At 73.4% G+C, this 19,471-nt stretch carries 18 protein-coding genes; 4 read left to right on the top strand and 14 right to left on the bottom strand.

From position 1 onward, the window contains the following. Positions 1 to 31: 31 nt before the first annotated feature. The 4 genes from J4709_RS16535 to J4709_RS16550 form a co-directional block, all read right to left on the bottom strand. Positions 32 to 637: a response regulator transcription factor gene (locus J4709_RS16535; protein ID WP_208241643.1), complete on the bottom strand. Its 606-nt coding sequence runs from the start codon at positions 635 to 637 to the stop codon at positions 32 to 34. Positions 638 to 730: 93 nt separating this feature from the next. Further along, entirely contained in the window at positions 731 to 1,927 is a 1,197-nt protein-coding gene (locus J4709_RS55595) for a sensor histidine kinase (RefSeq protein WP_208241645.1), read from the bottom strand. Positions 1,928 to 1,974: 47 nt separating this feature from the next. After that, on the bottom strand, positions 1,975 to 2,703 hold the full coding sequence (locus J4709_RS16545; protein WP_208241647.1) for an ABC transporter permease: 729 nt from the start codon (positions 2,701 to 2,703) through the stop codon (positions 1,975 to 1,977). Beyond that, positions 2,700 to 3,668, bottom strand: a complete 969-nt coding sequence (locus J4709_RS16550; protein WP_208241649.1) for an ABC transporter ATP-binding protein — start codon at positions 3,666 to 3,668, stop codon at positions 2,700 to 2,702. The genes J4709_RS16545 and J4709_RS16550 overlap by 4 nt, the downstream gene beginning before the upstream one ends. A gap of 185 nt (positions 3,669 to 3,853) precedes the next feature. On the opposite strand from J4709_RS16550, the gene J4709_RS16555 reads away from it, so the two are divergent. The 3 genes from J4709_RS16555 (at position 3,854) to J4709_RS16565 (ending at position 8,353) form a co-directional block, all read left to right on the top strand. Next, positions 3,854 to 6,448, top strand: a complete 2,595-nt coding sequence (locus J4709_RS16555; RefSeq protein WP_208241651.1) for an AAA family ATPase — start codon at positions 3,854 to 3,856, stop codon at positions 6,446 to 6,448. Between the two features lie 46 nt (positions 6,449 to 6,494). Continuing rightward, positions 6,495 to 7,580 carry a winged helix DNA-binding domain-containing protein gene (locus J4709_RS16560; protein WP_208241653.1) on the top strand — a complete coding sequence of 362 codons (1,086 nt, stop codon included), beginning with the start codon at positions 6,495 to 6,497 and terminating at the stop codon, positions 7,578 to 7,580. Between the two features lie 77 nt (positions 7,581 to 7,657). Beyond that, complete coding sequence (locus J4709_RS16565) at positions 7,658 to 8,353, top strand: histidine phosphatase family protein (RefSeq protein WP_208241654.1); 696 nt, start codon at positions 7,658 to 7,660, stop codon at positions 8,351 to 8,353. A 33-nt stretch (positions 8,354 to 8,386) separates the two neighbouring features. On the opposite strand, the gene J4709_RS16570 is transcribed toward J4709_RS16565, so the two are convergent. From J4709_RS16570 to J4709_RS16615, 10 genes are all read right to left on the bottom strand, one after another. Next, positions 8,387 to 9,235, bottom strand: coding sequence for a 5-oxoprolinase subunit C family protein (locus J4709_RS16570; RefSeq protein ID WP_208241656.1), 849 nt, complete (start codon positions 9,233 to 9,235; stop codon positions 8,387 to 8,389). Continuing rightward, positions 9,232 to 9,846 (bottom strand): 5-oxoprolinase subunit PxpB, encoded by a 615-nt coding sequence (pxpB, locus tag J4709_RS16575; protein WP_208241666.1) that lies wholly within the window; start codon positions 9,844 to 9,846, stop codon positions 9,232 to 9,234. The genes J4709_RS16570 and pxpB overlap by 4 nt, the downstream gene beginning before the upstream one ends. Then, the gene (locus tag J4709_RS16580) at positions 9,843 to 10,595 is read right to left on the bottom strand and encodes a LamB/YcsF family protein (protein WP_208241668.1); all 753 of its coding nucleotides are present in this window, start codon (positions 10,593 to 10,595) and stop codon (positions 9,843 to 9,845) included. The genes pxpB and J4709_RS16580 overlap by 4 nt, the downstream gene beginning before the upstream one ends. Positions 10,596 to 10,660: 65 nt before the next feature. Then, positions 10,661 to 11,029, bottom strand: a complete 369-nt coding sequence (locus tag J4709_RS16585; RefSeq protein WP_208241670.1) for a UCP033725 family protein — start codon at positions 11,027 to 11,029, stop codon at positions 10,661 to 10,663. Beyond that, entirely contained in the window at positions 11,026 to 13,242 is a 2,217-nt protein-coding gene (locus tag J4709_RS16590; protein WP_208241672.1) for an SseB family protein, read from the bottom strand. The genes J4709_RS16585 and J4709_RS16590 overlap by 4 nt, the downstream gene beginning before the upstream one ends. Positions 13,243 to 13,303: 61 nt before the next feature. Then, positions 13,304 to 15,040: a TY-Chap domain-containing protein gene (locus tag J4709_RS16595; RefSeq protein ID WP_208241674.1), complete on the bottom strand. Its 1,737-nt coding sequence runs from the start codon at positions 15,038 to 15,040 to the stop codon at positions 13,304 to 13,306. Positions 15,041 to 15,140: 100 nt separating this feature from the next. Further along, on the bottom strand, positions 15,141 to 16,691 hold the full coding sequence (locus J4709_RS16600; protein WP_208242228.1) for a hypothetical protein: 1,551 nt from the start codon (positions 16,689 to 16,691) through the stop codon (positions 15,141 to 15,143). A gap of 153 nt (positions 16,692 to 16,844) precedes the next feature. After that, positions 16,845 to 17,093 (bottom strand): hypothetical protein, encoded by a 249-nt coding sequence (locus J4709_RS16605; protein WP_208241675.1) that lies wholly within the window; start codon positions 17,091 to 17,093, stop codon positions 16,845 to 16,847. Positions 17,094 to 17,231: 138 nt separating this feature from the next. Next, positions 17,232 to 17,978, bottom strand: a complete 747-nt coding sequence (locus J4709_RS16610; protein WP_208241677.1) for a cytochrome b/b6 domain-containing protein — start codon at positions 17,976 to 17,978, stop codon at positions 17,232 to 17,234. A gap of 1 nt (position 17,979) precedes the next feature. Next, on the bottom strand, positions 17,980 to 18,681 hold the full coding sequence (locus J4709_RS16615; protein WP_208241679.1) for a molybdopterin-dependent oxidoreductase: 702 nt from the start codon (positions 18,679 to 18,681) through the stop codon (positions 17,980 to 17,982). A gap of 152 nt (positions 18,682 to 18,833) precedes the next feature. Between J4709_RS16615 and J4709_RS16620 the strand changes: the two genes are divergently transcribed. Further along, positions 18,834 to 19,415, top strand: a complete 582-nt coding sequence (locus tag J4709_RS16620; protein ID WP_173095511.1) for an HhH-GPD-type base excision DNA repair protein — start codon at positions 18,834 to 18,836, stop codon at positions 19,413 to 19,415. Positions 19,416 to 19,471 lie beyond the last annotated feature (56 nt).

The raw sequence follows: 19,471 nt of genomic DNA on the forward strand, positions 1-19,471 counted from the left end.
CCGGTGGAAGGGCCGTCCTCAGGTTCGGTGGTCACAGCCAGCCATTGTGGCGGGCCGTCCCCACCGCCTCGATGCGATTGCGCGCGCCCGTCTTGCCGATCGCCGCGGACAGGTAGTTGCGGACGGTGCTCTCCGACAGGTGCAGGCGCCCGGCGATGTCGGCGATGGTCGCGCCGTCCGACGCGGCGGACAGCACGTCCCGCTCCCGCTCGGTCAGCGGGTTCGGGCCGACCGACAGCGCCGCGGTCGCCAGCGCGGGGTCGACGACCTGCTCCCCGGCCAGGACGCGCCGCAGCGCGGCGACCAGGTCCTCGATCGGGCCGTCCTTCACCAGGAAACCGCTCGCGCCCGCCTCCATCGCCCGGCGCAGGTAGCCGGGGCGGCCGAACGTGGTGACGATGAGGACCTTGCATCCGGGCAGGTCGCGGCGCAGGTCGGCCGCCACGTCCAGGCCGCTGCGGCCCGGCATCTCGATGTCGAGCACCGCGACGTCCGGACGCGTCCGCAGGGCCTCCTCGAGCACCTGCGCACCGTCGCCGACCTGCGCGACGACCTCGAGGTCCTCTTCGAGGCCCAGCAGCAGCGCGAGCGCGCCGCGCATCATCCCCTGGTCCTCGGCGAGCAGAACTTTGATCACGGGCTTCCTCCCGGCCCCATTGTCCACCGGCGTCGCGGGTGTCGCGCCCCGCCTCCGGGCGTGCACGCCCCGGTGTCGCGGGTGCGCCGTCGGTCAGATCGGCACGGTCGCGGTCAGCAGGAACCCGCCGCCGGGCGCCGGGCCGGTCCGGAGGGCGCCGCCGGCGGCCTCCATCCGCTCCGCCAGTCCCCGCAGGCCGTGCCCGCCGGGCCCCAGCGACAGCCCGGCCTCGGTCCGCGGCCGGTCGCCGCCGACCGGCCCGCTTCCGTCGTCGCTGATCTCCACGACCGCGGCGCCGCCGTCGTTGCGGACCGTGATCTCGCAGCGCCGGGCGCCGCTGTGCCGGATCACGTTGGTGACGCCCTCCCGCACCGCCCAGCCGAGCAGCGCGTCCGGTTCCGGCGGCAGCGGCGGCCCGGCCCGGCGGACGGCCGCGTCCACGCCGGAGTCGGACAGCGCCGTGACCGCCGCGTCCAGCTCGTCGGCGAGGCCCCGACCCCGGTACCCGTACACCGCCTGCCGCACCTCGCCGAGGGCCTGCCGCCCGACGCTCTCGATGTCGGCGGCCTGCTCGGCGGCCACCGCCGGATCGCGCTCGGCGACCCGCCGGACGGCCTGCGCCTTGACGACCATCAGCGACAGCGTGTGGCCGAGCAGGTCGTGCAGGTCGCGGGAGAAGCGGAGCCGCTCCTGCTCGACGGCCGCCTTCGCCAGCTCCTCGCGCGCCTCGCGCAGCATGCGGATGACGGTGAACAGGCGCAGCAGGACGGCCGTCACCAGCGCCGCCGTGACGACGCCGTACAGGCTGCTGAGGACCGTGGAGTCGTCCGCGCCGCCGACCCGGGTGACGACGACCGTCAGTAGCGAGACGCCGCCGATGCCTATGAGCATCGGCAGTTCCGGGCCTTTCGTCTGCCGCGGCATGTGCCCCACGACGACCCCTGTGGCCAGGCCCAGCAGCGGCCATAGCGTGAACCACCGGTGCTGGAAGGCGACGCTGGAGACGGACGTCAAGGCCCCCTCCAAGAGAAGCAGCCCCACCGGCACCTTGATGGGCACCCGCCCGTCGAACGCGGTGCGCGCGACGGCGATGTGCACCGCCGAGAACGCGAACAGGGCGAGCGAGGCCAGCCAGACCGGGTGCGACCGTCCGTGGACGATGTCGAGCAGCGGCCACACCAGGATGATCAGCCAGAACACGAACGCGCCGCCCTCGGGGCCGTTGCGGTCCAGCTTCTCCAGGTCCAGGTCGGGGGTCCGCCTGGGCGGGGCGTTCCTCCAGAGCTTCACCCATTGACCTCCTCGTTCACGCGGAAACGGTACGCGGGCGGGGACGCTCATGCCGAACGGGCCGAACGTCGGTAGCCGTACACGGCCACTGCGGCGAACAGGGCGGCCCATGCCGCGAGCACGAGCACCCCGGTGAGGGAGGGCGCATCGCCGTCGGTCACGCGCCAGGAGAGCTCCCCGTACCGGTTGATCGGCGTGGCGGTGGCGAGGTGTTCCAGCCAGCCGGGGAACTTCGAGATGGGGACCCATAGGCCGCCGAGTAGGGACAGGCCCATGTAGCAGACCAGGCCGGCCATCTGGGCCTGCTGGCCGGTGAGCAGGTAGCCGAGGCCGATGGCGAGCGCGGCTATCGGGGCGATGCCGACCCACAGCAGCGCGAGGACGGCGGCCCACTGGCCGATGCCCAGCGATACCCCGTTCACCAGGGCGCCGGCCAAGCACACCGAAAGGATCGGAGGCAGCGTGACGACCATCGCGCACAGCGCCCGGCCGACGACGACCTCCAGGGGCCGTAGCGGGAGCAGGCGGAGTTGCCGTATCCAGCCGATCGGCTTGTCCTCGGCTATGGCGACCCCGCTGCCCATCACCGCGCCGATGGCACCGAAGCCGGCCATGCCCACCATCGAGTACACCGCGCCGCCGTGCCCGGAGTCACCGGTCAGATCCAGCGAGTTGAACACCAGGTACATGGTCAGCGGTGAGATCAGGCTCATCACCAGGTAGCCGGGATCGCGCAGGAGCCGCACCATCTCCAGCCGGATGTAATGCACGATCATCGTGCGCCTCCTTCGGCCCGTATTTCGGCCCGCGCCGTGCCGGCGTGGGTCAGCGTGAGGAACGCCTCCTCCAGCCGGGCGCCTGCCACCTCAAGGTTGCGGATGCAGCCCGCCTCGGCGAGCGCCAGGACGGTCGCGTCGGAATCGGTGGTGTGGAGCCTGGCCCGGCCGCCGCCGACCTCGCTGCTGACGACGCCCGGCAAGACCTCCAGGGACGGCGCCGGCCCCGCCAGGTCGAAGCTGACCGTGCGGCCCGGCACCCGCCGCTTGATGTCGTCGCTCGTGCCGTCGGCGACGACCCGTCCGCGGTCGATGACGACGATGCGGTCCGCGTGGTCGTCGGCCTCCTCCAGGTAGTGCGTGGAGAACAGCACCGTGCCGCCCCGGTCCGCGTACCCGCGGACGACGGTCCATAGCTCCCGCCGTGCCTCGATGTCCAGCCCGGTGGTGGGCTCGTCCAGAACGACGAGGTCGGGTGCCCCTGCCATCGCGATGGCGAATCGGACCCGCTGTGCCTGGCCGCCCGACAACTGGTCGGCCTTACGCCCCGCCAGTTCCGTGATCCGTGCCGCCTCCATCAGCTCGCCGAGGGCGGGCACCGCGGCGGCGCGTCCGACCGCTTTGGTCTTCTTGGCGTAGGCGAGCCGGACGAAACCGAGCAATTCCCGTACGGTCACCCTGCCGATCAGCCTGCCGCTCTGCGGCATCGCCCCGACACGACCCGCCCGGACGGCCTGCTCAGGGGTCGTCCCCAGGAGCGTCACCGTGCCGGAGTCGGGCTGCAGGAGGCCGAGGAGCATGCCGATGGTGGTCGACTTGCCGGCGCCGTTCGGCCCGAGGAGCGCTACGGACGTCCCGCGCACGAGCCGCAGGTCGAGCCCGTCCACCGCCCGCACCGCCCCGTAGCTCTTGGTGACGCCGGCGAACTCGACCGCGCTCGCCGTCTCCGTCGTCTGGACTGTCATGCCGGTGACGCTACGGACCGGGCCCTGGTCGGCTGCAGAGCCGAACCTCTCGTTCTTCGCAGGACAAATGTCCTGGTCCCCCGGCGGGGTGGACAGGACTCCCGACCGAACGGCGCCCACCGGAGTCAATGAACGCGGCGCGGGGAGTCCCGTTCGGGCCTGTCCTGCGCTTTACTCGCTTATTGATGGCTTTGTTTGGCAGGTCCCGCTCCCGCCCGGCGAAGGACGCCGCGGCACGGGATCTCTTCGAGCGCCTGCGCTGGCGCTACTTCCAGGTCCCGGCGGGGCTGCGCTTCCTCGGCGGGGTCCTGCTGATCGTGCTGGTGCTGGCGGCGGTGGTCGTGGCCGACGGCCCGGTCCTCGGCGCGGCGGCGCTCGCGGTCGTGCTGCTCATCGTCGTCCACCTGACGCTGCGCTCGCCGACGGGGATGGCGGTCGTCGCGGTCGTCGCGTCGTGGCTGGCGCTGTCGGTGCCGCTGGGGCGGCTGTACCCGGACGACGGCCGGCCGCCCTATCTGCGCCCCGAACCGCTGCTCGCGCTGCTCGTCCTGCCGGTGGCGTTCATGGCGTTCCGCCTGCGCGGGTACGCGCCGTGGCGGACGGCGCTGCTCGCGCTCGGCGCCGCGGGCCTGGCGACCGCGGCGATCGCGCACCCGCTCCCGCAGGCGAGCGTCCTGCCGGGATGGGCCGCCGCCCTCGCGGTGCTCGCCTACCGCTGGGACCGGGCGCGGCGCGCGGTGCCCGCCGAGGCGTACGAGACCGGCTGGGTGCAGGAGCAGGCCACCCCGAAGGGGGACGTAGCGGTGGGATCTCGGCGGAACCCGTCCGGACCGGAGAAGCGCGACCGGCCGGACCGGCGCGATACCGGAGGGTCCGTGCGGCCTTCAGGCGGCGCCTCGCGCGACGACGCGGCCGGCCCGTCTTCGGGGGCGTCGGCGGCCGCGCAGGCGGCTCACCGGCCGCGTGCGGCCGCTCAGTCGGCCCCCGCGGCCGGCGTTCCGCAGGCGGCGGCGCCCGGGGACGTGCCGGGAGCGGACGAGCCGGGCATCTCGGTCGCGGAGGCGCTGGCCGAGCTCGAAGGCATGATCGGCTTGGAACCGGTCAAACGGCAGGTGCGCTCCATCGCCGCGTCCATCGAGGCCGCGCACATGCGCGCCGCGGCCGGCGTGCCTACGGAGAAGCCCATGCGGCACTTCGTGTTCGTGGGCCCGCCCGGCACGGGCAAGACCACGGTGGCGCGCGTCCTCGCGAAGATCTTCTATGCGTTCGGCCTGCTGCCCCAGCAGACGGTGGTGGAGGCCCACCGCGCCGACCTCGTCGGGGAGTTCCTGGGCGCCACCGCCATCAAGACCAACCGCCTCGTCGACTCCGCCCTCGGCGGCCTGCTGTTCATCGACGAGGCGTACGCGCTCGTCAACTCCGCCGAAGGCCAGCCCGACAGGTTCGGCGACGAGGCCGTGCAGGCCCTCCTCAAGCGCGCCGAGGACGACCGCGACAACCTCGTGGTAATCCTCGCCGGATACGACGCGCAGATGGAGGAGTTCCTCGGCTCCAACCCCGGGCTCGCGTCCCGCTTCGGTACCCGCGTCCACTTCCCGTCCTACCGGCCCGCAGAGCTGCTGCAGATCGCCGAGTACCACACGGGCCTCCGTGAGGACCGGCTCTCGCCCGACGCCCGCCGGCGGCTGTCCACCCGTTTCGAGGAGGTCGAACGCCGCGGCATCGTCGACGAACTGGGCAACGGCAGGTTCGTCCGCACGCTGACCGAGGCGGCGGCGCGCGCGCGGGACGTACGGGTCGTCGACGCCGTCGCCTCGTCCGGCGAACCCGCCACGCCCAGTGCGGACGACCTCGTCACCGTCCGCGAGGAGGACGTCGAGACGGCCTTCGCCGAGGTGACCGAGCGGTACCGCGGCTACGCCGAGACTCCGACGCTGGACGAGGCGCTCGGCTCGCTGGACGCGATGATCGGCTTGGAGCCGGTCAAGCGGCAGGTCCGCGAGATCGCCGCGCAGCTGCAGGTGGCGCGGATGCGCCGCGAGCAGGGCCTGGTCACCCGTCCGCCGACCCGGCATTTCGTGTTCACCGGCCCCCCGGGAACCGGCAAGACGACGGTCGCGCGCGTCCTCGGCCGGATCTTCGCCGCGTTCGGGCTGCTCGCCCGCCCCGAGGTGGTCGAGGCGCAGCGTGCGGACCTCGTGGGCGAGCACCTCGGCGCGACCGCCCTGAAGACGAACAAGGCGGTCGACTCGGCGCTCGGCGGGGTGCTGTTCATCGACGAGGCGTACGCGCTGACCAATCCCGGCTACTCGGGCGGAGACGCGTTCGGCGCCGAGGCGGTGCAGGTCCTGCTGAAGCGCGCCGAGGACGACAGGGACCGCCTCGTGGTCGTCCTCGCCGGATACGACACCGACATGGCCCGCTTCCTGGCGTCCAACCCCGGGCTCGCTTCCCGCTTCGACGTCCGCGTGGACTTCCCCTCCTACGGCCCCGACGAGCTGCTGCGCATAGCGCAGCTCATAGCCGAGCAGGGCGGCGACCAGTGGGAGGAACGCGCGCTCGACGACCTCGCACTGGTCTTCCAGCGCGTCTGCGGGACGGGCCGTATCGACGAGCTCGGCAACGGCCGCTTCGCCCGGTCGCTCTACGAGAAGGCGTGCGCGTGCCGGGCGCTGCGGGCGGCCGGGCTCGGATCCGCCGCGACCGCCGACGACCTGACAGTGCTCACCGCCGACGACGTGCGCGACGCCTTCGCCGAGCTCAGCCACCGCCTGGGCTGAGCCCCGCCCGGCCGATTCCGTCGGTGGGGCGGTGTGTAATCAGGGGATGATCCCGGTTACGTGGGCGCAGGCACTGGCCTGGCGGATGCGTCGGCAGTTCGTCGAACCGCCGGGCGGCGCATCTGCCGTCGACATCGCACGGCGGCTGGCGGGCGTGCAGGCGCAGGTGGCCTCCGCCGCCGAGCTGGCCGTGGCGGTCCGCCAGGAGACGCCCCGGCCGGACGAGGTGGCGAGCGCGATCCTGGATGAGAGAACCCTCGTCAAGACGTGGGCCATGCGCGGCACGCTGCATCTGCTTCCAGCGGACGAGGCCGCCGCCTACCTGGTGTTGTGCGCGGCCATCCGCAACTGGGAGAAGCCCAGCTGGCAGCGGACCTTCGGCGCGACCCCCGCCGATCTGGAGGCGATCGCCGAGGCGGCGACCGCGGCGCTTGCGGGCGGGGGCGCGCTCACGCGCGAAGAACTGACCACCGCCGTGGTGGAGGAGACGGGCTCGCGGCACCTCGCCGAGGTGCTCGGCTCCGGCTGGGGCGTCCTGCTCAAGCCGCTGGCCTGGTGGGGTGTTCTCTGCTACGGGCCGTCGCAGGGGACACGGGTCACCTTCACAGCGCCGGAGCATTGGCTGCCGGCGTGGAAGGGGCTGCCTCCCGTGGACGAGGCCGCCCGTACGGTCGTCCACGCCTACCTCGGTGCGCACGGCCCGGCCACGCCCGAGATGTTCGACAACTGGCTCATGCGCAAGGGCAACCGGAAGAAGGACGTCAAGAGCTGGTTCGACGCGGCTGCGGACGGGCTTGCCACGGTCGAGGTCGAAGGCGTGCCCATGTACATGCTGGAGGAGCACCGCGATGAACTGGCGGCGACCGCACCCGCCGCGTCGGTGCGGCTCCTGGGGGCGTTCGACCAGTACGTCCTAGGAGCGGGAACGGGCGCGTCGTACCTGGTCCCTGCGGAGCACCGTGCCGCGGTGAGCCGTACGGGCGGCTGGATATCGCCGGTCGTCGTCCACGAGGGGCGCGTCGCGGGAGTGTGGGAGGCGAAGGACGGCGACCTGGCCGTGACCCCGTTCGAGGACCTTCCCGCAGGCCCGCTCGAAGCCGAGACCGCCCGCATGCGGCTGCTCTTGGCCTGACCCATGGGTCGTCGCGTACCGAGCCCGGGACACCCCGGCGCGCAGCGCCGGCCGGTCGGCCGCATAGGGTGCCGTTCGTGGACGAGCGGGACGAGCCGGTCGAATACCGGCAGAAGCGTTATCAGCCGCCGGAAGGCGCGACCGAGCTGCTGCTGATCCGGCACGGCGCCTCCGCGCCGGCCCGTCCGGGCGCGCCGTTCCCGCTGGTGGACGGCCAGGGCGACCCCGAGCTGGCGCCCGAGGGCCGCGGGCAGGCCGACCGGGTCGCCGAGCGGCTGGCCTCGACCGCGCTGGACGCCCTCTACGTGACCCCGCTGCGGCGGACCGCGCAGACCGCCGCGCCGCTGGCGCGCAAGCTCGGCCTGGAGCCGCGCGTCGAGCCCGCCCTGCGCGAGGTGCATCTCGGCGAGTGGGAGGGCGGGCTGTTCCGCAAGAAGGTCGCCGACAACGACCCGGTCGCCCAGCGGATGGTGGCGGAGGAGCGCTGGGACGTCATCCCCGGCGCGGAGGGCGACGAGGCGTTCGCCGCCCGGGTCCGGGAGGGGCTCGGACGCGTCGCCGCGGCGCATCCCGGCGGGCGCGTGGCGGTGTTCACCCACGGCGGCGTCATCGGGCAGGCGCTCGCGGCCGCCACCGGGTCCAGGCCGTTCGCGTTCCTCACCCCCGACAACGGGTCGATCTCGGTGCTCGTGTGGATGAACGGCCTGTCGTCGATCCGCGGGTTCAACGACGTCTCGCATCTGGACTGGTCCGCTCCCGCGCCGCTGTCCTGACCGGTGTCCAGGCGTCGCGCTCTGGGACGGCCGTCAGGTCCGGAACCGGACGTGCTGGCCGGGCCGCAGTTGCGCCGCGTCCGGCACCGACACGGAGGCGAGGACCGCGACGACGGGGTAGCCGCCGGTCGTCGGATGGTCGGCCAGGAAGACGATCGGCAGGCCACTGGGCGGCACCTGGATCGAGCCGGTGACCATCCCCTCGCTGCCGAGTTCCCCATCACGCGACCTGGTCAGCGGCGGCCCGTCGAGCCGGACGCCCACCCGGTTGCTGTCGGGCGACACCTGGTAGGGCGCTGAGGTGAGCGTGGCCATCGCGTCCTCGGTGAACCAGTCGCTCCGCGGTCCGGCCAGGACGCGCAGTATCGGCGTCTCGTGCATGCGCGGGGCCGGAGCCACGTCCACGGTGATGGCGCCCAGTTCCGTTGACGCTCCGACCGGTAGCCGGACGCCCGCCGACAGTGGCGCGGGCCCGAGCCCTGACAGCAGATCGGTGGACCTGCTACCCAGCGCCCGGTCCGCCGTTATGCCGCCGCGCACGGCGAGGTAACTGCGCAGGCCACGTGCAGGCGTGCCGAGTTCCAATACGCCTCCGCGCCGCACATGGAACGGAGCGTTCGTCCCCTGCGCGCGCCCGTCGACGCACACAGGCAACGGCGCGCCCGTAACGGCCGCCCAAGCCGCCCTGTGAAAGCGCATAGAGCCGCCGCCGAAGGTGAACTCCACGCACGCCGCGTCCTCAGGATTGCCGACGAGCCGGTTGGCGAGCCGCAGGGCGCGCTCGTCGGCCGCACCAGAATGCGGCACGCCGAGATGGGCGAGGCCGGGCCTGCCGAGATCCTGGACGGTCGCCAGCGGCCCGGGCCGGACGACCTCGATCAAGAGGGCTCCTCAGGGACGAACCGGACGCGCGTCCCCGGCCGCAGCAGCGACGGCGGTTCGCGCGTCACGTCCCACAACGGCGCCCTGCTCCGGCCGAGGAGCCGCCAGCCGCCCGGCGACCGGGACGGGTAGACCGCCGCGTACGGCCCCGCGATCGCGACCGACCCCGCCGGGACCGCCGTGCGCGGCGACTCCCGGCGGGCCACGTGCAAGGCCGGGTCCAGCCCGGTCAGGTAGCCGAAGCCGGGGGAGAAGCCCAGGTAGGCGACCGTGTAGGCGGCGGACGCGTGCCGCCGGACGACCTCGTCGCGCGACAGGCCGGTGAGGCGCGCCACCTCGTCGAGGTCCTCGCCGTCGTAGAGCACCGGGATCTCGACCGGCTCCGCGCCGCCCTCCGCGTCCGCGGGCACCGGGAGGTCCGGCAGGCGGGCCGCGAGGCGGTCGAGGTCGGCGGCCGGGTCGGCCACCACCAGGACGGTCTGCTCACCGGGGACGACGTCCACGACGCCGGGCCAGGCCGCCTCGCGCAGCGCCGCGTTCAGCCGGTGGGCCGCCGCCAGGTCGCCGGTCTCCACGAGCAGGGCCGTGTCACCGGCCCGCAGGACTCTCACGCGAACGGCTCCAGCGTGACCCCCGCGCCGGACAGCGCGGACCGGACCGCCTGTGCGAGCGCCACCGCGCCCAGTGTGTCGCCGTGCACGCAGATGGAGCGCGCCCTGAGCGACACCTCCGTTCCGTCCGCCGCGACGACCGTTCCGTCCACCGCCATGCGCACGGCCCTCCGCACGACCTCGTCCGCATCGTGCACCACGGCGCCGGGCTCGCGGCGCGACACCAGCCCGCCGGACGGCGTGTAGGCGCGATCGGCGAAGCACTCGGCCACCACCGTCAGCCCTTCGGCGACCTCGTGCACGGCCGACCCGGGAAGCGTCAGCAGCGGCAGCGTCGCGTCATAGGCCCGCACCGCGTCCGCGACCGCCGCGGCCTGAACGCCGTCGCGGGATATGCGGTTGTACAGCGCGCCGTGGGGCTTCACATAGGCGACGCGGCCGCCCTCCGTGCGCGCGATGCCGTCCAGGGCGGCGAGCTGGTAGAGGACCTCGGCGGTGAGCTCCGGCGCGGCCACGTCCATCTCGCGGCGGCCGAACCCCGCCAGGTCCCGGTAGGAGACCTGCGCGCCGATCGTCACCCCGCGCTCCACCGCCGCCGCGCACACACGGCGCATGATGAGCGGGTCGCCGGCATGGAACCCGCACGCCACGTTCGCGCTCGTGATGACGTCGAGCAGCGCCAGGTCGTCGCCCAGCTCCCAGATGCCGAACCCCTCACCGAGGTCGGCGTTGATGTCGATGACCGCCATGCCCAAGACCTACCACCGATGGGCCCGCCGCAGACCGGGCGGCCCACCCGCTCGCGACGGCCGCCTCAGACCGATTCCTCGCGCACGTCCTCGACCTCGTGCTTGGACGCCCACGCCTGGTAGACGCCGCGGTCGAACAGCTCCAGCCCGAGGCCCTCGGCCACCGGCGCCTTCCCGCCGGTGTACTCCACGCGCAGCCACCCCTGGTGCTCGCCGAGCACCACGAACGGCTCGCCGCGCCACGTGCAGTACGTGCTGACGTACCGCACGTCCTCGGCCTCGGAGGCCGGGACCACCTGCACGAACCGGCCCGGCCCGATCTGCCGGAACCCGTCGGCGTGCTCGCCCACGTAGAGCCGCACATGGTCGCCGTCCGGGCTGGCCTCGTACTCGGTGCCGCGCCAGCGCGCGAAGAAGCCGTGCCGGATCCTCATCCCCGTCCTCCCGGCAGCCTGACGAGCCAGCGGCGCAGGTCGGCGTCGTAGGCCGCGACCAGCGACTCCCGCCCGCCCGCGTCGAGCCGGTACAGCTCCGCGCCGTGCGGCAGCCGCTGGCTCTCGATCTTGAACTCGGGGACGGCGGGGCCGTCGCCCGGCGCGTACCCGGAGCCGGGGAACGGCGCCTTCTCGATGACCCAGCCGCCCGGGATGATCCCCATGCTCCACTCGTCGATGCCCCCCAGCGGCCGCCGGAACAGCGACGGCTTCACCGCGGGCCACCGGACGACGAAGACCTCCTCGTCGGAGGGGGAGAACGGCGACCCCTCGTACACCAGGCCGAGGCCGCGGATCAGTGCGGCGGGCGTGTTCAGGTCAGCCACGTCCTGGAGCCGGTGCACGTATCCCGCGACGAGGTCGTAGCCGCCCTCCATGTAGTGCTGCACATGCTCACGGCGCAGCACCTTCTGCATCACCACGGTCTCGGTGGGCGCGTCCATGGGCGCGGCGTGCTTCGCCGCCGCGGCGCTCTGTGCGACGGTCTCGTGCGGCACGTCGCCTACTGGAGGCGGCGTGTCCCGCCGGGGCGCCGCAGTGGGACGCGTCGGCCCCGGTGGGTCGGCGGGCGTCCGGTTCGGTGCCGTCTCCGGCGGGGCCACGGGCTCGGCACGGTCGAAGGCCGGAGCCTGCGATGCGCCTCGGCCGAGGGGCTCCTCGCGCGTGCGCGCGGAGGGCGCGGGCGGCTGGAACCGGGACGCGGCCGGCGTCTCCCCAGGAGGAACGGCGGCACCGCCTGCTCCTGCGGTCGGTGGCCTGGGTATGTCCCGCGCGGTCTGCTGAGGGGCCGCGGCCGGCTGCGGGCCTGGGGCGGTTCCGGGCGCCATGGACGAGCCGTGCGCCTGCGCGCGCGGGGGAGCGCCCTGCGGGCCGAGGGGCGCGGCCTGTGGTGCGGCACGGCCGCCGGGCTGCGGGTCCCGGGGCGCGGCTGCCTGCTGCACGACGCCGTGCGGCGGCGGAACGGGGAGCCCCTGCGGGTCGGCCGGCGTCTCCCTCGCGGTCGCCGGCTCGGGACGCGTCGGCTCGGGACGCGTCGCGGGCGCCGGGCGGGCGTGCCGGCGGGGCAGCGCGCCCGGCTCGGCGCTCGGCTGTGAGGGCGCCTGTGCGGCCGCGGGAACGCCCTGGGGTGCAGCGGGCTCGCCCTGCGGCCGGGCGGGCGCCTGCGGCGACCTGGCGGCGGTCCGGGGCGCCTCCGCGTCCGGTCGGCGGCGCCGCCCCGCCGTCCGCGGCGTCCGGGCCGACCGTCCGGCCACCCGCACGTCGGACGGGTCCGGGGGCGCCGGAGGAGCGGGCGGCTCCTGCGCGATGGGCTCGAACAGGGCGTTCGCGTCCAGGTACGAGGCGCTGGGCAGCCCCGGGTCGACCGCGAGCTGCCAGTCCGGGTGCGGCCAGTGCCGGGACAGCTCCGACAGCGTCGCCTCGCGGTGGTGGGCGGCCTGCCCCTGCAGCGACCTGTCCATCGCCTCCGGCGAGGTGAACGCCAGCACGAACGTCCCGTCACCGAACTGCGCGGTGGCGAACCGGTGCTCGGCGGTGGGATCGCCGGACGCGGGCAGGTAGAGCGTGGCGCGCGCGAGCAGCCGCAGATACGCCTGCTGGTCGCCGCGCTCGCGCGCCTCGGCGAGCGCGATCTCCAGGGCGGTGCCGGACGGACGCTCCGCGCGGGGCGCGTCCTGCGCGGCGGGACGGCCCTCGGCCTCGGGCACGGCCAGCGGGATGCCGAGGCCGGGAAGGGCCAGCGGCCCGCCCTCTGGCCCCGTCTTGCTCGCCTGGTAGACGAGCTCGAGCGGGGAGTCGATCCGGTAGACGTCGCGGAACGCGCCGACCATCTGGGCCGCGAGCATCGCGGCGCACTCCAGCAGTTCCTGTGACGCGCGGTTGCCGCGCTCGCGCCAGGTGTAGCGGTTCCACCAGTTCCGCCGTTCCTCGCCGTCGGGCTGCTCCCAGCCGAGGGTGGTGAGGCGACGCTCCTGGCGGGGTGCGAGCGGCCGTGGCAGGAACGCGCTGCCGACCGCTTCGGCGTCCAGGCCGCCTTCGATCCGCATGGCCTGCACGTACGGAAGTCCGCTGGGCCCCTGCACGATGAGGAACGACTTGACGGGGAGCCGCGACAGCTCCAGGGTCAGCCGTTTGTCGAAGTCGTTCCAGTCCACTCGCGGTCCACTCTGCGTCCGGGTGCGGGATTGTGTTACTCGACGGTAGCCGAAGGCTCCGTCACTCGCCCCGGGGCGCCGGGACGGCGTCGGTGCGCGCCGGGCTCCAGATGCCGCCGATGGCGTCGTAGACCGCGACGGGGACCTCGTCGTCCTCGCCTGTGGCGCGCCACAGGCGGGTGCCATGAGGCGGCTGCATCGGAATGCCGGCGGGCGCCTGAACCGCGGGCTGCTGCCCAACGGACGGTTGTACGCCGCCACCAGGTGGCTCCTGCGGCGCGGCGGGCTGCGGTGCGGCGGGCTGCGGCGCTTGGGGCTGGGGCGCCGGGGGCTGCGGCGCGACCGGCTGCTCCGCGTCGGCCTGGGGCGGCTCGGTGTGAGGCGCGCCGGGCAGGTGCGTCTCGGCGGGCTCGCTGTCGGCGGGCGTTCCGTCCGTAGGGGCGCCCAAGGGACCGGCTATGGACGGCTCGGGCTCCGGGGTCTCCGGCTTGGCCCGGCCCAGGTCCGGAGTACCGGCCTCCAGCGCCGCCCTCAACTCCTCCGCCGTGTAGGGGTCGATGGCGGTACCGGAGTCGTCATAGGAGTCGTCGCCTTCCGGCAGTCCATTGACTCCATGGATCCCGTTAAGGGAGGGCATCCCGTTCGGCACGGGCGAGCCGTTGGCGGCGGACAAGCCGTTGAGGCCCTGGGATGGCCCGTGAACACCGGGGAGCCCGGGCATGTCGGAGCCGTTGACCGGGGGGAACGGACCGCCCGCGACGGGCCCGGGCCCGGACAGCGCGCCCGGATCGACGGTCCCGTAGGGATTGCCGGTCTCCGGTCCGGACGAGGACGTCTCGCGCTGTGCGGCCTCCAGGCGGCCGAGGGCGGAGGCGTCCAGCAGGACCTCGCTCGGCAGCCCGGGGTTGACGGCGAGCTGCCAGGACGGGTCCGGCCAGCTCGCCGCCAGGAGGGCGAACGACGTGCGCCGGTAGAGCGGATGCTGGTCGCCGGTACGGGCCAGTGCGCCGGGGGACGTGAACAGCGTGACGTAGGTTCCCGAGCCGATCGTGATGGTCGGCAGTTCGGCGCGGTCGGGGTTCTCCACCGCGTGCGCGGTGGCCGGGAGCACGAGGTCGGCGCCCGCGAGCAGGGCGAAGTAGGTGGCGTGGTCGCCGCGCTCCTTGGCCTCGGCCAGGCGCGGTTCGAGCAGGTCGGCGTCGCTGCCGGGGACCCCGGCGGGGGGCAGCGGCATGGGCGGCCCGGCGGGCGGCGGACCGGGCGCGGGGCGCGGGCTCTCGGGGGCGGGCTCCGGCGGGGCGATCGCGGCCGACGAGCGGCGCTTGCTCACGCGCGACGGGTCGGCGATCTCGATGCCGAAGTCGAGCAGCTCGATCAGCCCGCTGCCGTGCCGGTGGAACGACTCGTAGACCAGGTCGGAGGGGCGCCGCACGCCCTGGACGTCGCGCAGCGCGGTGACCATCACCTCGGCCAGCCGCGAGTAGTCGCCGCCGGTGACCGCGAGCATCCCGCCGGGGGTGCCGGCCTCGGGCAGCTCGGTCCACCAGTTGCGGGGCGCGGGGTCGGCGGGCGGGCGCCAGCCCGCGTCGCTCATGACCTCCTCGTCGGCCGGCGTGAGCAGCAGCGGGCCGTCGAGGAAGTTGTTGCTGACCGCCTCGGCATAGAGCCGGTCCGGCTCGCGCATCGCCTGGACGTAGTGCCGGCTCTCGTCGCGTTCGCGCACGATGAGGATGGTGTCCCGGTCGAGACCCGCCAGTTCACGGCCCAGCCGGCGGGCGAACTCGGACCACTCCAACAAGATCACTCCCTATCGCCGGGGGCTGCGGCCCCGGGCCCCCGCGAGACCATGCCCGGCACCCGATGATTGTCGCCGGGGACGCCGCGCGCAAACCGGGAGTTCACTCGGGCGGCGCTTCGTGACGCAGCACACGCAGCGCCTCCCGGAGGGCGTCCGCGTCGTCGCCGCAGCGATCGAGGACCTTGATGAGTTTGTGCAGGATCTCGTGCCGTTCGTAGCCGACGTCCAGCAGTGACTGGGCGGTCTCCCACAGCTGGGGCGGGTCGCCCCTCCACAGCCTGTCGGTGAGCCTCTCGTGCGCGTCGAGGTGCTCCTCGTCCGCGCCGGGATGCTCGAACTCCAGGATCACCCGCCGGTCGGCGGGGTCGGACGGGTCCAGCGCCGACAGGTCGACGGAGCCGTGCCGCCCGGAGCGCCGGTGGACGCCCGACAGGAACGGCAGCGCGAACGCCCGCCGGGGGAGCGCCTCCAGTTCCCCGTCGGGCAGGAGCCGGGCGACCAGGTCCCGGTCGAGGCCGAAAGCGGACGGGTCGCGGTACGCCTCGGCGAACTTCCCGGTGGCGTCCCACACCGCGTCCAGCGTCGCCCTGACGCCCTCTTCGGGGAGTCCCATGCGCTTGCCCGCCCACCGCACCCAGGCGGCCAGCACGTGCGGCACGGCCTCTTGCTCGGTGGGGGACAGCAGCACCTTGCGGGGCAGCCAGTCGAGCAGGAACATCTCGCATTTGATGGGGCTGACCCGCAGCGGCCGCCCGAAATCGTGGGCGCAGCCGTAGGCGATGATGCGGTCCACGCAGCGGCTGGCGGCGGACAGGTCGGAGAGTCCCTCCGCCTCGTCCGACGCGAGGAAACGCGCGGCGATCGTGGCGCGGCGGTCACGTCCGTACACCGGAGGCTGCGGCAGGCGCCCTCCCGGCGGAAGGACGCCTATCCGCGCGCGCACGAAGGCGTGGTACGACCCGAAGCCGTCGTTGACCGGCGGATCGGCCGTGTCGTTGGTGAGAGCGAGGGCGCTCTGCAGGAGCGCCTTGGTGTCGCGCGGGTCCAGCTGCTCGAACCGCATCAGGGCGTTGTCGCGGCCCTCGCGGCGGCAGTGGTCGAGGAGCCGGTCGACCTGGGACGACACCCACGCGTCGCGAACCATCCCGCATGCCGGGGGGCGCGCGGCGCGTAACGCCGGCGGCGCCGCCGAGGGGAACGGGGCGTCGGCGTACTGGACGGCCCCGGCCTTGTTCCGGTCCACCAGGATGACGAGGGCGTGCCGGTCGGCTCCACCGTAGGTGTAGGTGCAGACGATGGAGTCCTGGTCGCCGTACACGTCCCGGGAGACGAAGCATTCTTCGAGCGCCACCATGCCGACGCGGTCGGCCCATCCGGGACGGGCGACGCCCCGGTCCATCAGGTCGAGCGCCGCGCGCTCGGCCTTGGCGGCCTGCCGCGGAGTGCCCAGGTAGGCGATCCCGGTGAGCAGCGCCAGCGCCGCCGGCGTCGCGGCCCGTTCCGCGTGGCCGACCAGCGCCTCGCCGATGGTCACCTCGACGTCTCCGGCGGACACCCGGTGCCCCCACCACGACCCGAGGATCTCGCTGACGATCAGCTCGGCGTCCAGGGGGCTGCGCACGGCCAGCAGCTCGCGGGCGTGCCGCAGCATCCCGTCGAAGATCTCGGAGACCTCGCCGGGCGGGGCAGGGCCGTCCCGCGCCGGATCCCCGGACGAGGAGCGGCGGCTGCGAGGACTCACGGGCCCTAGCTTCTCAGATCCCGTGGCGGCGCGTACGCGTAAGGCGCGGGACCGGCGGAGGGATCAGCCGTCCACTCCGGCTCCCTGGGACCGCCCCGAGGGCGGCTCTGATTTCAGCATGCCGACGAGGTGCTCGCGTGCCATCCGTTCCACGCGCGCGGGCGTGGGTTCGAGCCCGAGATGGGCCATGCACGCCTGGACGTCGGCGACGCACTGGTGCACCGCGTCCGAGGGGAAGTCCGAGAACTCGTCGGTAAGCCGCCGCGTGAGCGCATCGCGGGTCTCGCTTCGGTGATCGGCCAGTGCAGGCATCTGCGTACACCTCCGCGCACGGGGTTCCGGCGGACGGGGACGCCGCCGGCCGAGACGGAGTGCGCGCGACCCCCGGCTTCGGAGGCTGCCGCCCGAACTTCGCCTCGATGTCTCATTCCAGCGTTTTCGTGGGGAGAGTCAAGACATACCGGGGCGTCGTTTCGCAAATTCTGAGCCACCTTCCAAGGGCCCGCCGGTGGCCGACTCCCCGGATCCCCTTCCAGGCGGGCCGTCCGGCGTCCGGGCGGCGATCCGTTGGACGGCGTCCACCCAGCCCCTGTGGTGTCTCGCGGCCCAGTCGTGATCGACGCGGCCGGTGAGCATCCCGCGAAGGGCGCCCGGGTCCCGGAAGGCCTCCCAGAGATGGCCCGCGACGGCGATGACAATGATCACGAAGAGCCAGTCGTGCACGAACGTGGCGCCCGTGCGCCAGCGGTCCGGCCACGGGCCGGGGAACGTCAGGACCTCCCCGGTGCCGAGCATGACGAGGATCGCACCCGCCGTGAACGCCGCGTTCAGCTTCTGGCCCGCGTTGAACTTGCCCACGGGCAAGACGCCCCTGCCCTGCCGCACGGCTCTGCGGTCCCCGCGCTTCAGCCACTCCCAGTCGTGCGGCGCGAACCTGTTGAGGTGCCGTACGTCCGTCCTGAACGCCCTGGAGACGAGGCCGAGAACGATGGGGATCGGCAACGCGAACCCGCACCACACGTGGACGGTCTTGACCAGCTCCCTATGCCCCACCAGCGTAGACAGCATGGGCAGGTAGAGCATGCCCGCCGTGGCAAGGCAGACCAGCATCAGCAGCCCGGTCGCATGGTGGATCGACCGTTCCGCCCGGGTGAACCGCAACAGCCTCGACGACCGCGACGGTGCGGGAAGGTCCACGTCATGTGGGTGCATCGTCACGTCCGTTCGACCGGCCGACCCAGGCGTCCACGTCGTAGCCGAGGTCCTCCCAGTAGCCCTGCTCGACCTTGTCGGTGAGTTCGATGCCGCCGAGCCACTTGAGGGACTTGTAGCCGTACATAGGGGCCACGTAGAGCCGGGTGGGGCCGCCGTGGTCGTGGGTGACCGGCTTCCCGTTCATCTGGGTCGCGACCATGACGTCGCGGCGGCGCGCCTGGTCAAGCGTGAGCGACTCGGTGTACACCCCGTCGAACGACTTGAAACGGACGGCCTTCGCGCGCGGCGACACCCCTACGGCGTCCAGGAGGTCGGGGAGGGCGACGCCGGTCCACCGGACGTTCGGCACCCGCCATCCGGTCACGCATTGGAAGTCCTTGTCGAGCATCGTCTGGGGCAGCCGCGCCAGGTCGGCCATGGTGAACGCCCGTGGTTTGTCCACCAGCCCGCCCACGGTCACCCGGTGTGTGGCGGCGCTGTGCCGCTTCACGCCTCCGGTGACGGAGTAGTAGCGGAAACCCCCGGCGGCAGGGAGAACGTCCTGGATTCCGCCTACGGGCGCCAGTGCGCGGTTCACCTTCTGTTGTAGGGATGCGCCTACGGCGACTCCTGCGGCACCGAGGCCGAGCATCCCGAGCACGACCCGCCGCCCTATGGGGGTGCCCTCTACCGGATCCTCGTTCACGGCTCCATTCGAGCACTGTGCCCCGCGGGCCGCCAGGCTGCCGGAGCGCTCGTAAGACTTCCGACAGATTCGCGGCCCGGGCCTAGAGCGTCGCCTGAGGGGTTTCCGTGCGCGCCGGTCCTCGTCCCTAGGAGCGGTCCTAAGCTGAGCCCATGGCCACGAAAGTTCAACTAGCGCAGCGCCCCGAGGCGGACGAACTGCTGGGCCGCAGCCCGCTCGCCGCACTGGTGGGGATGCTCCTCGACCAGCAGATCCCGATGGAATGGGCCTTCTCGGGCCCGTACACGATCGCGCAGCGGCTCGGGGCGGACGACCTCGACGCCCACGAGATCGCAGCCTGCGACCCGGAGCGGTTCGCGGCGCTGCTGTCGGAGAAGCCGGCCGTGCACCGCTACCCCGGCTCGATGGCCAAGAGGGTGCAGCAGCTGTGCCAGTACCTCGTCGAGCACTACGACGGGGACGCGGAGAAGGTGTGGAAGGACGCGGGCAGCGGCAAGGAGCTGTTCAAGCGCCTGAACGGGCTGCCCGGCTTCGGCAAGCAGAAGGCGCAGATCTTCCTGGCGCTGCTGGGCAAGCAGTACGGGGTCCGGCCGGAGGGCTGGCGTGAGGCGGCGGGCGCGTACGGCGAGGAGGGCTCCCACCGGTCGGTCGCCGACATCACCGGTCCGGAGTCGCTGGCCAAGGTCCGCGCCTTCAAGCAGGAGATGAAGGCCGCCGCCAAGGCCGGAAAGTAGGGCGCGCGAGTAAGGGCACACCGGTCACTAAAAGACCCTTTACGGGAATTTTAGGG

Origin of the sequence: Actinomadura violacea (assembly GCF_017573465.1) — a bacterium.
GTDB classification, from domain to species: Bacteria; Actinomycetota; Actinomycetes; order Streptosporangiales; family Streptosporangiaceae; genus Spirillospora; species Spirillospora violacea.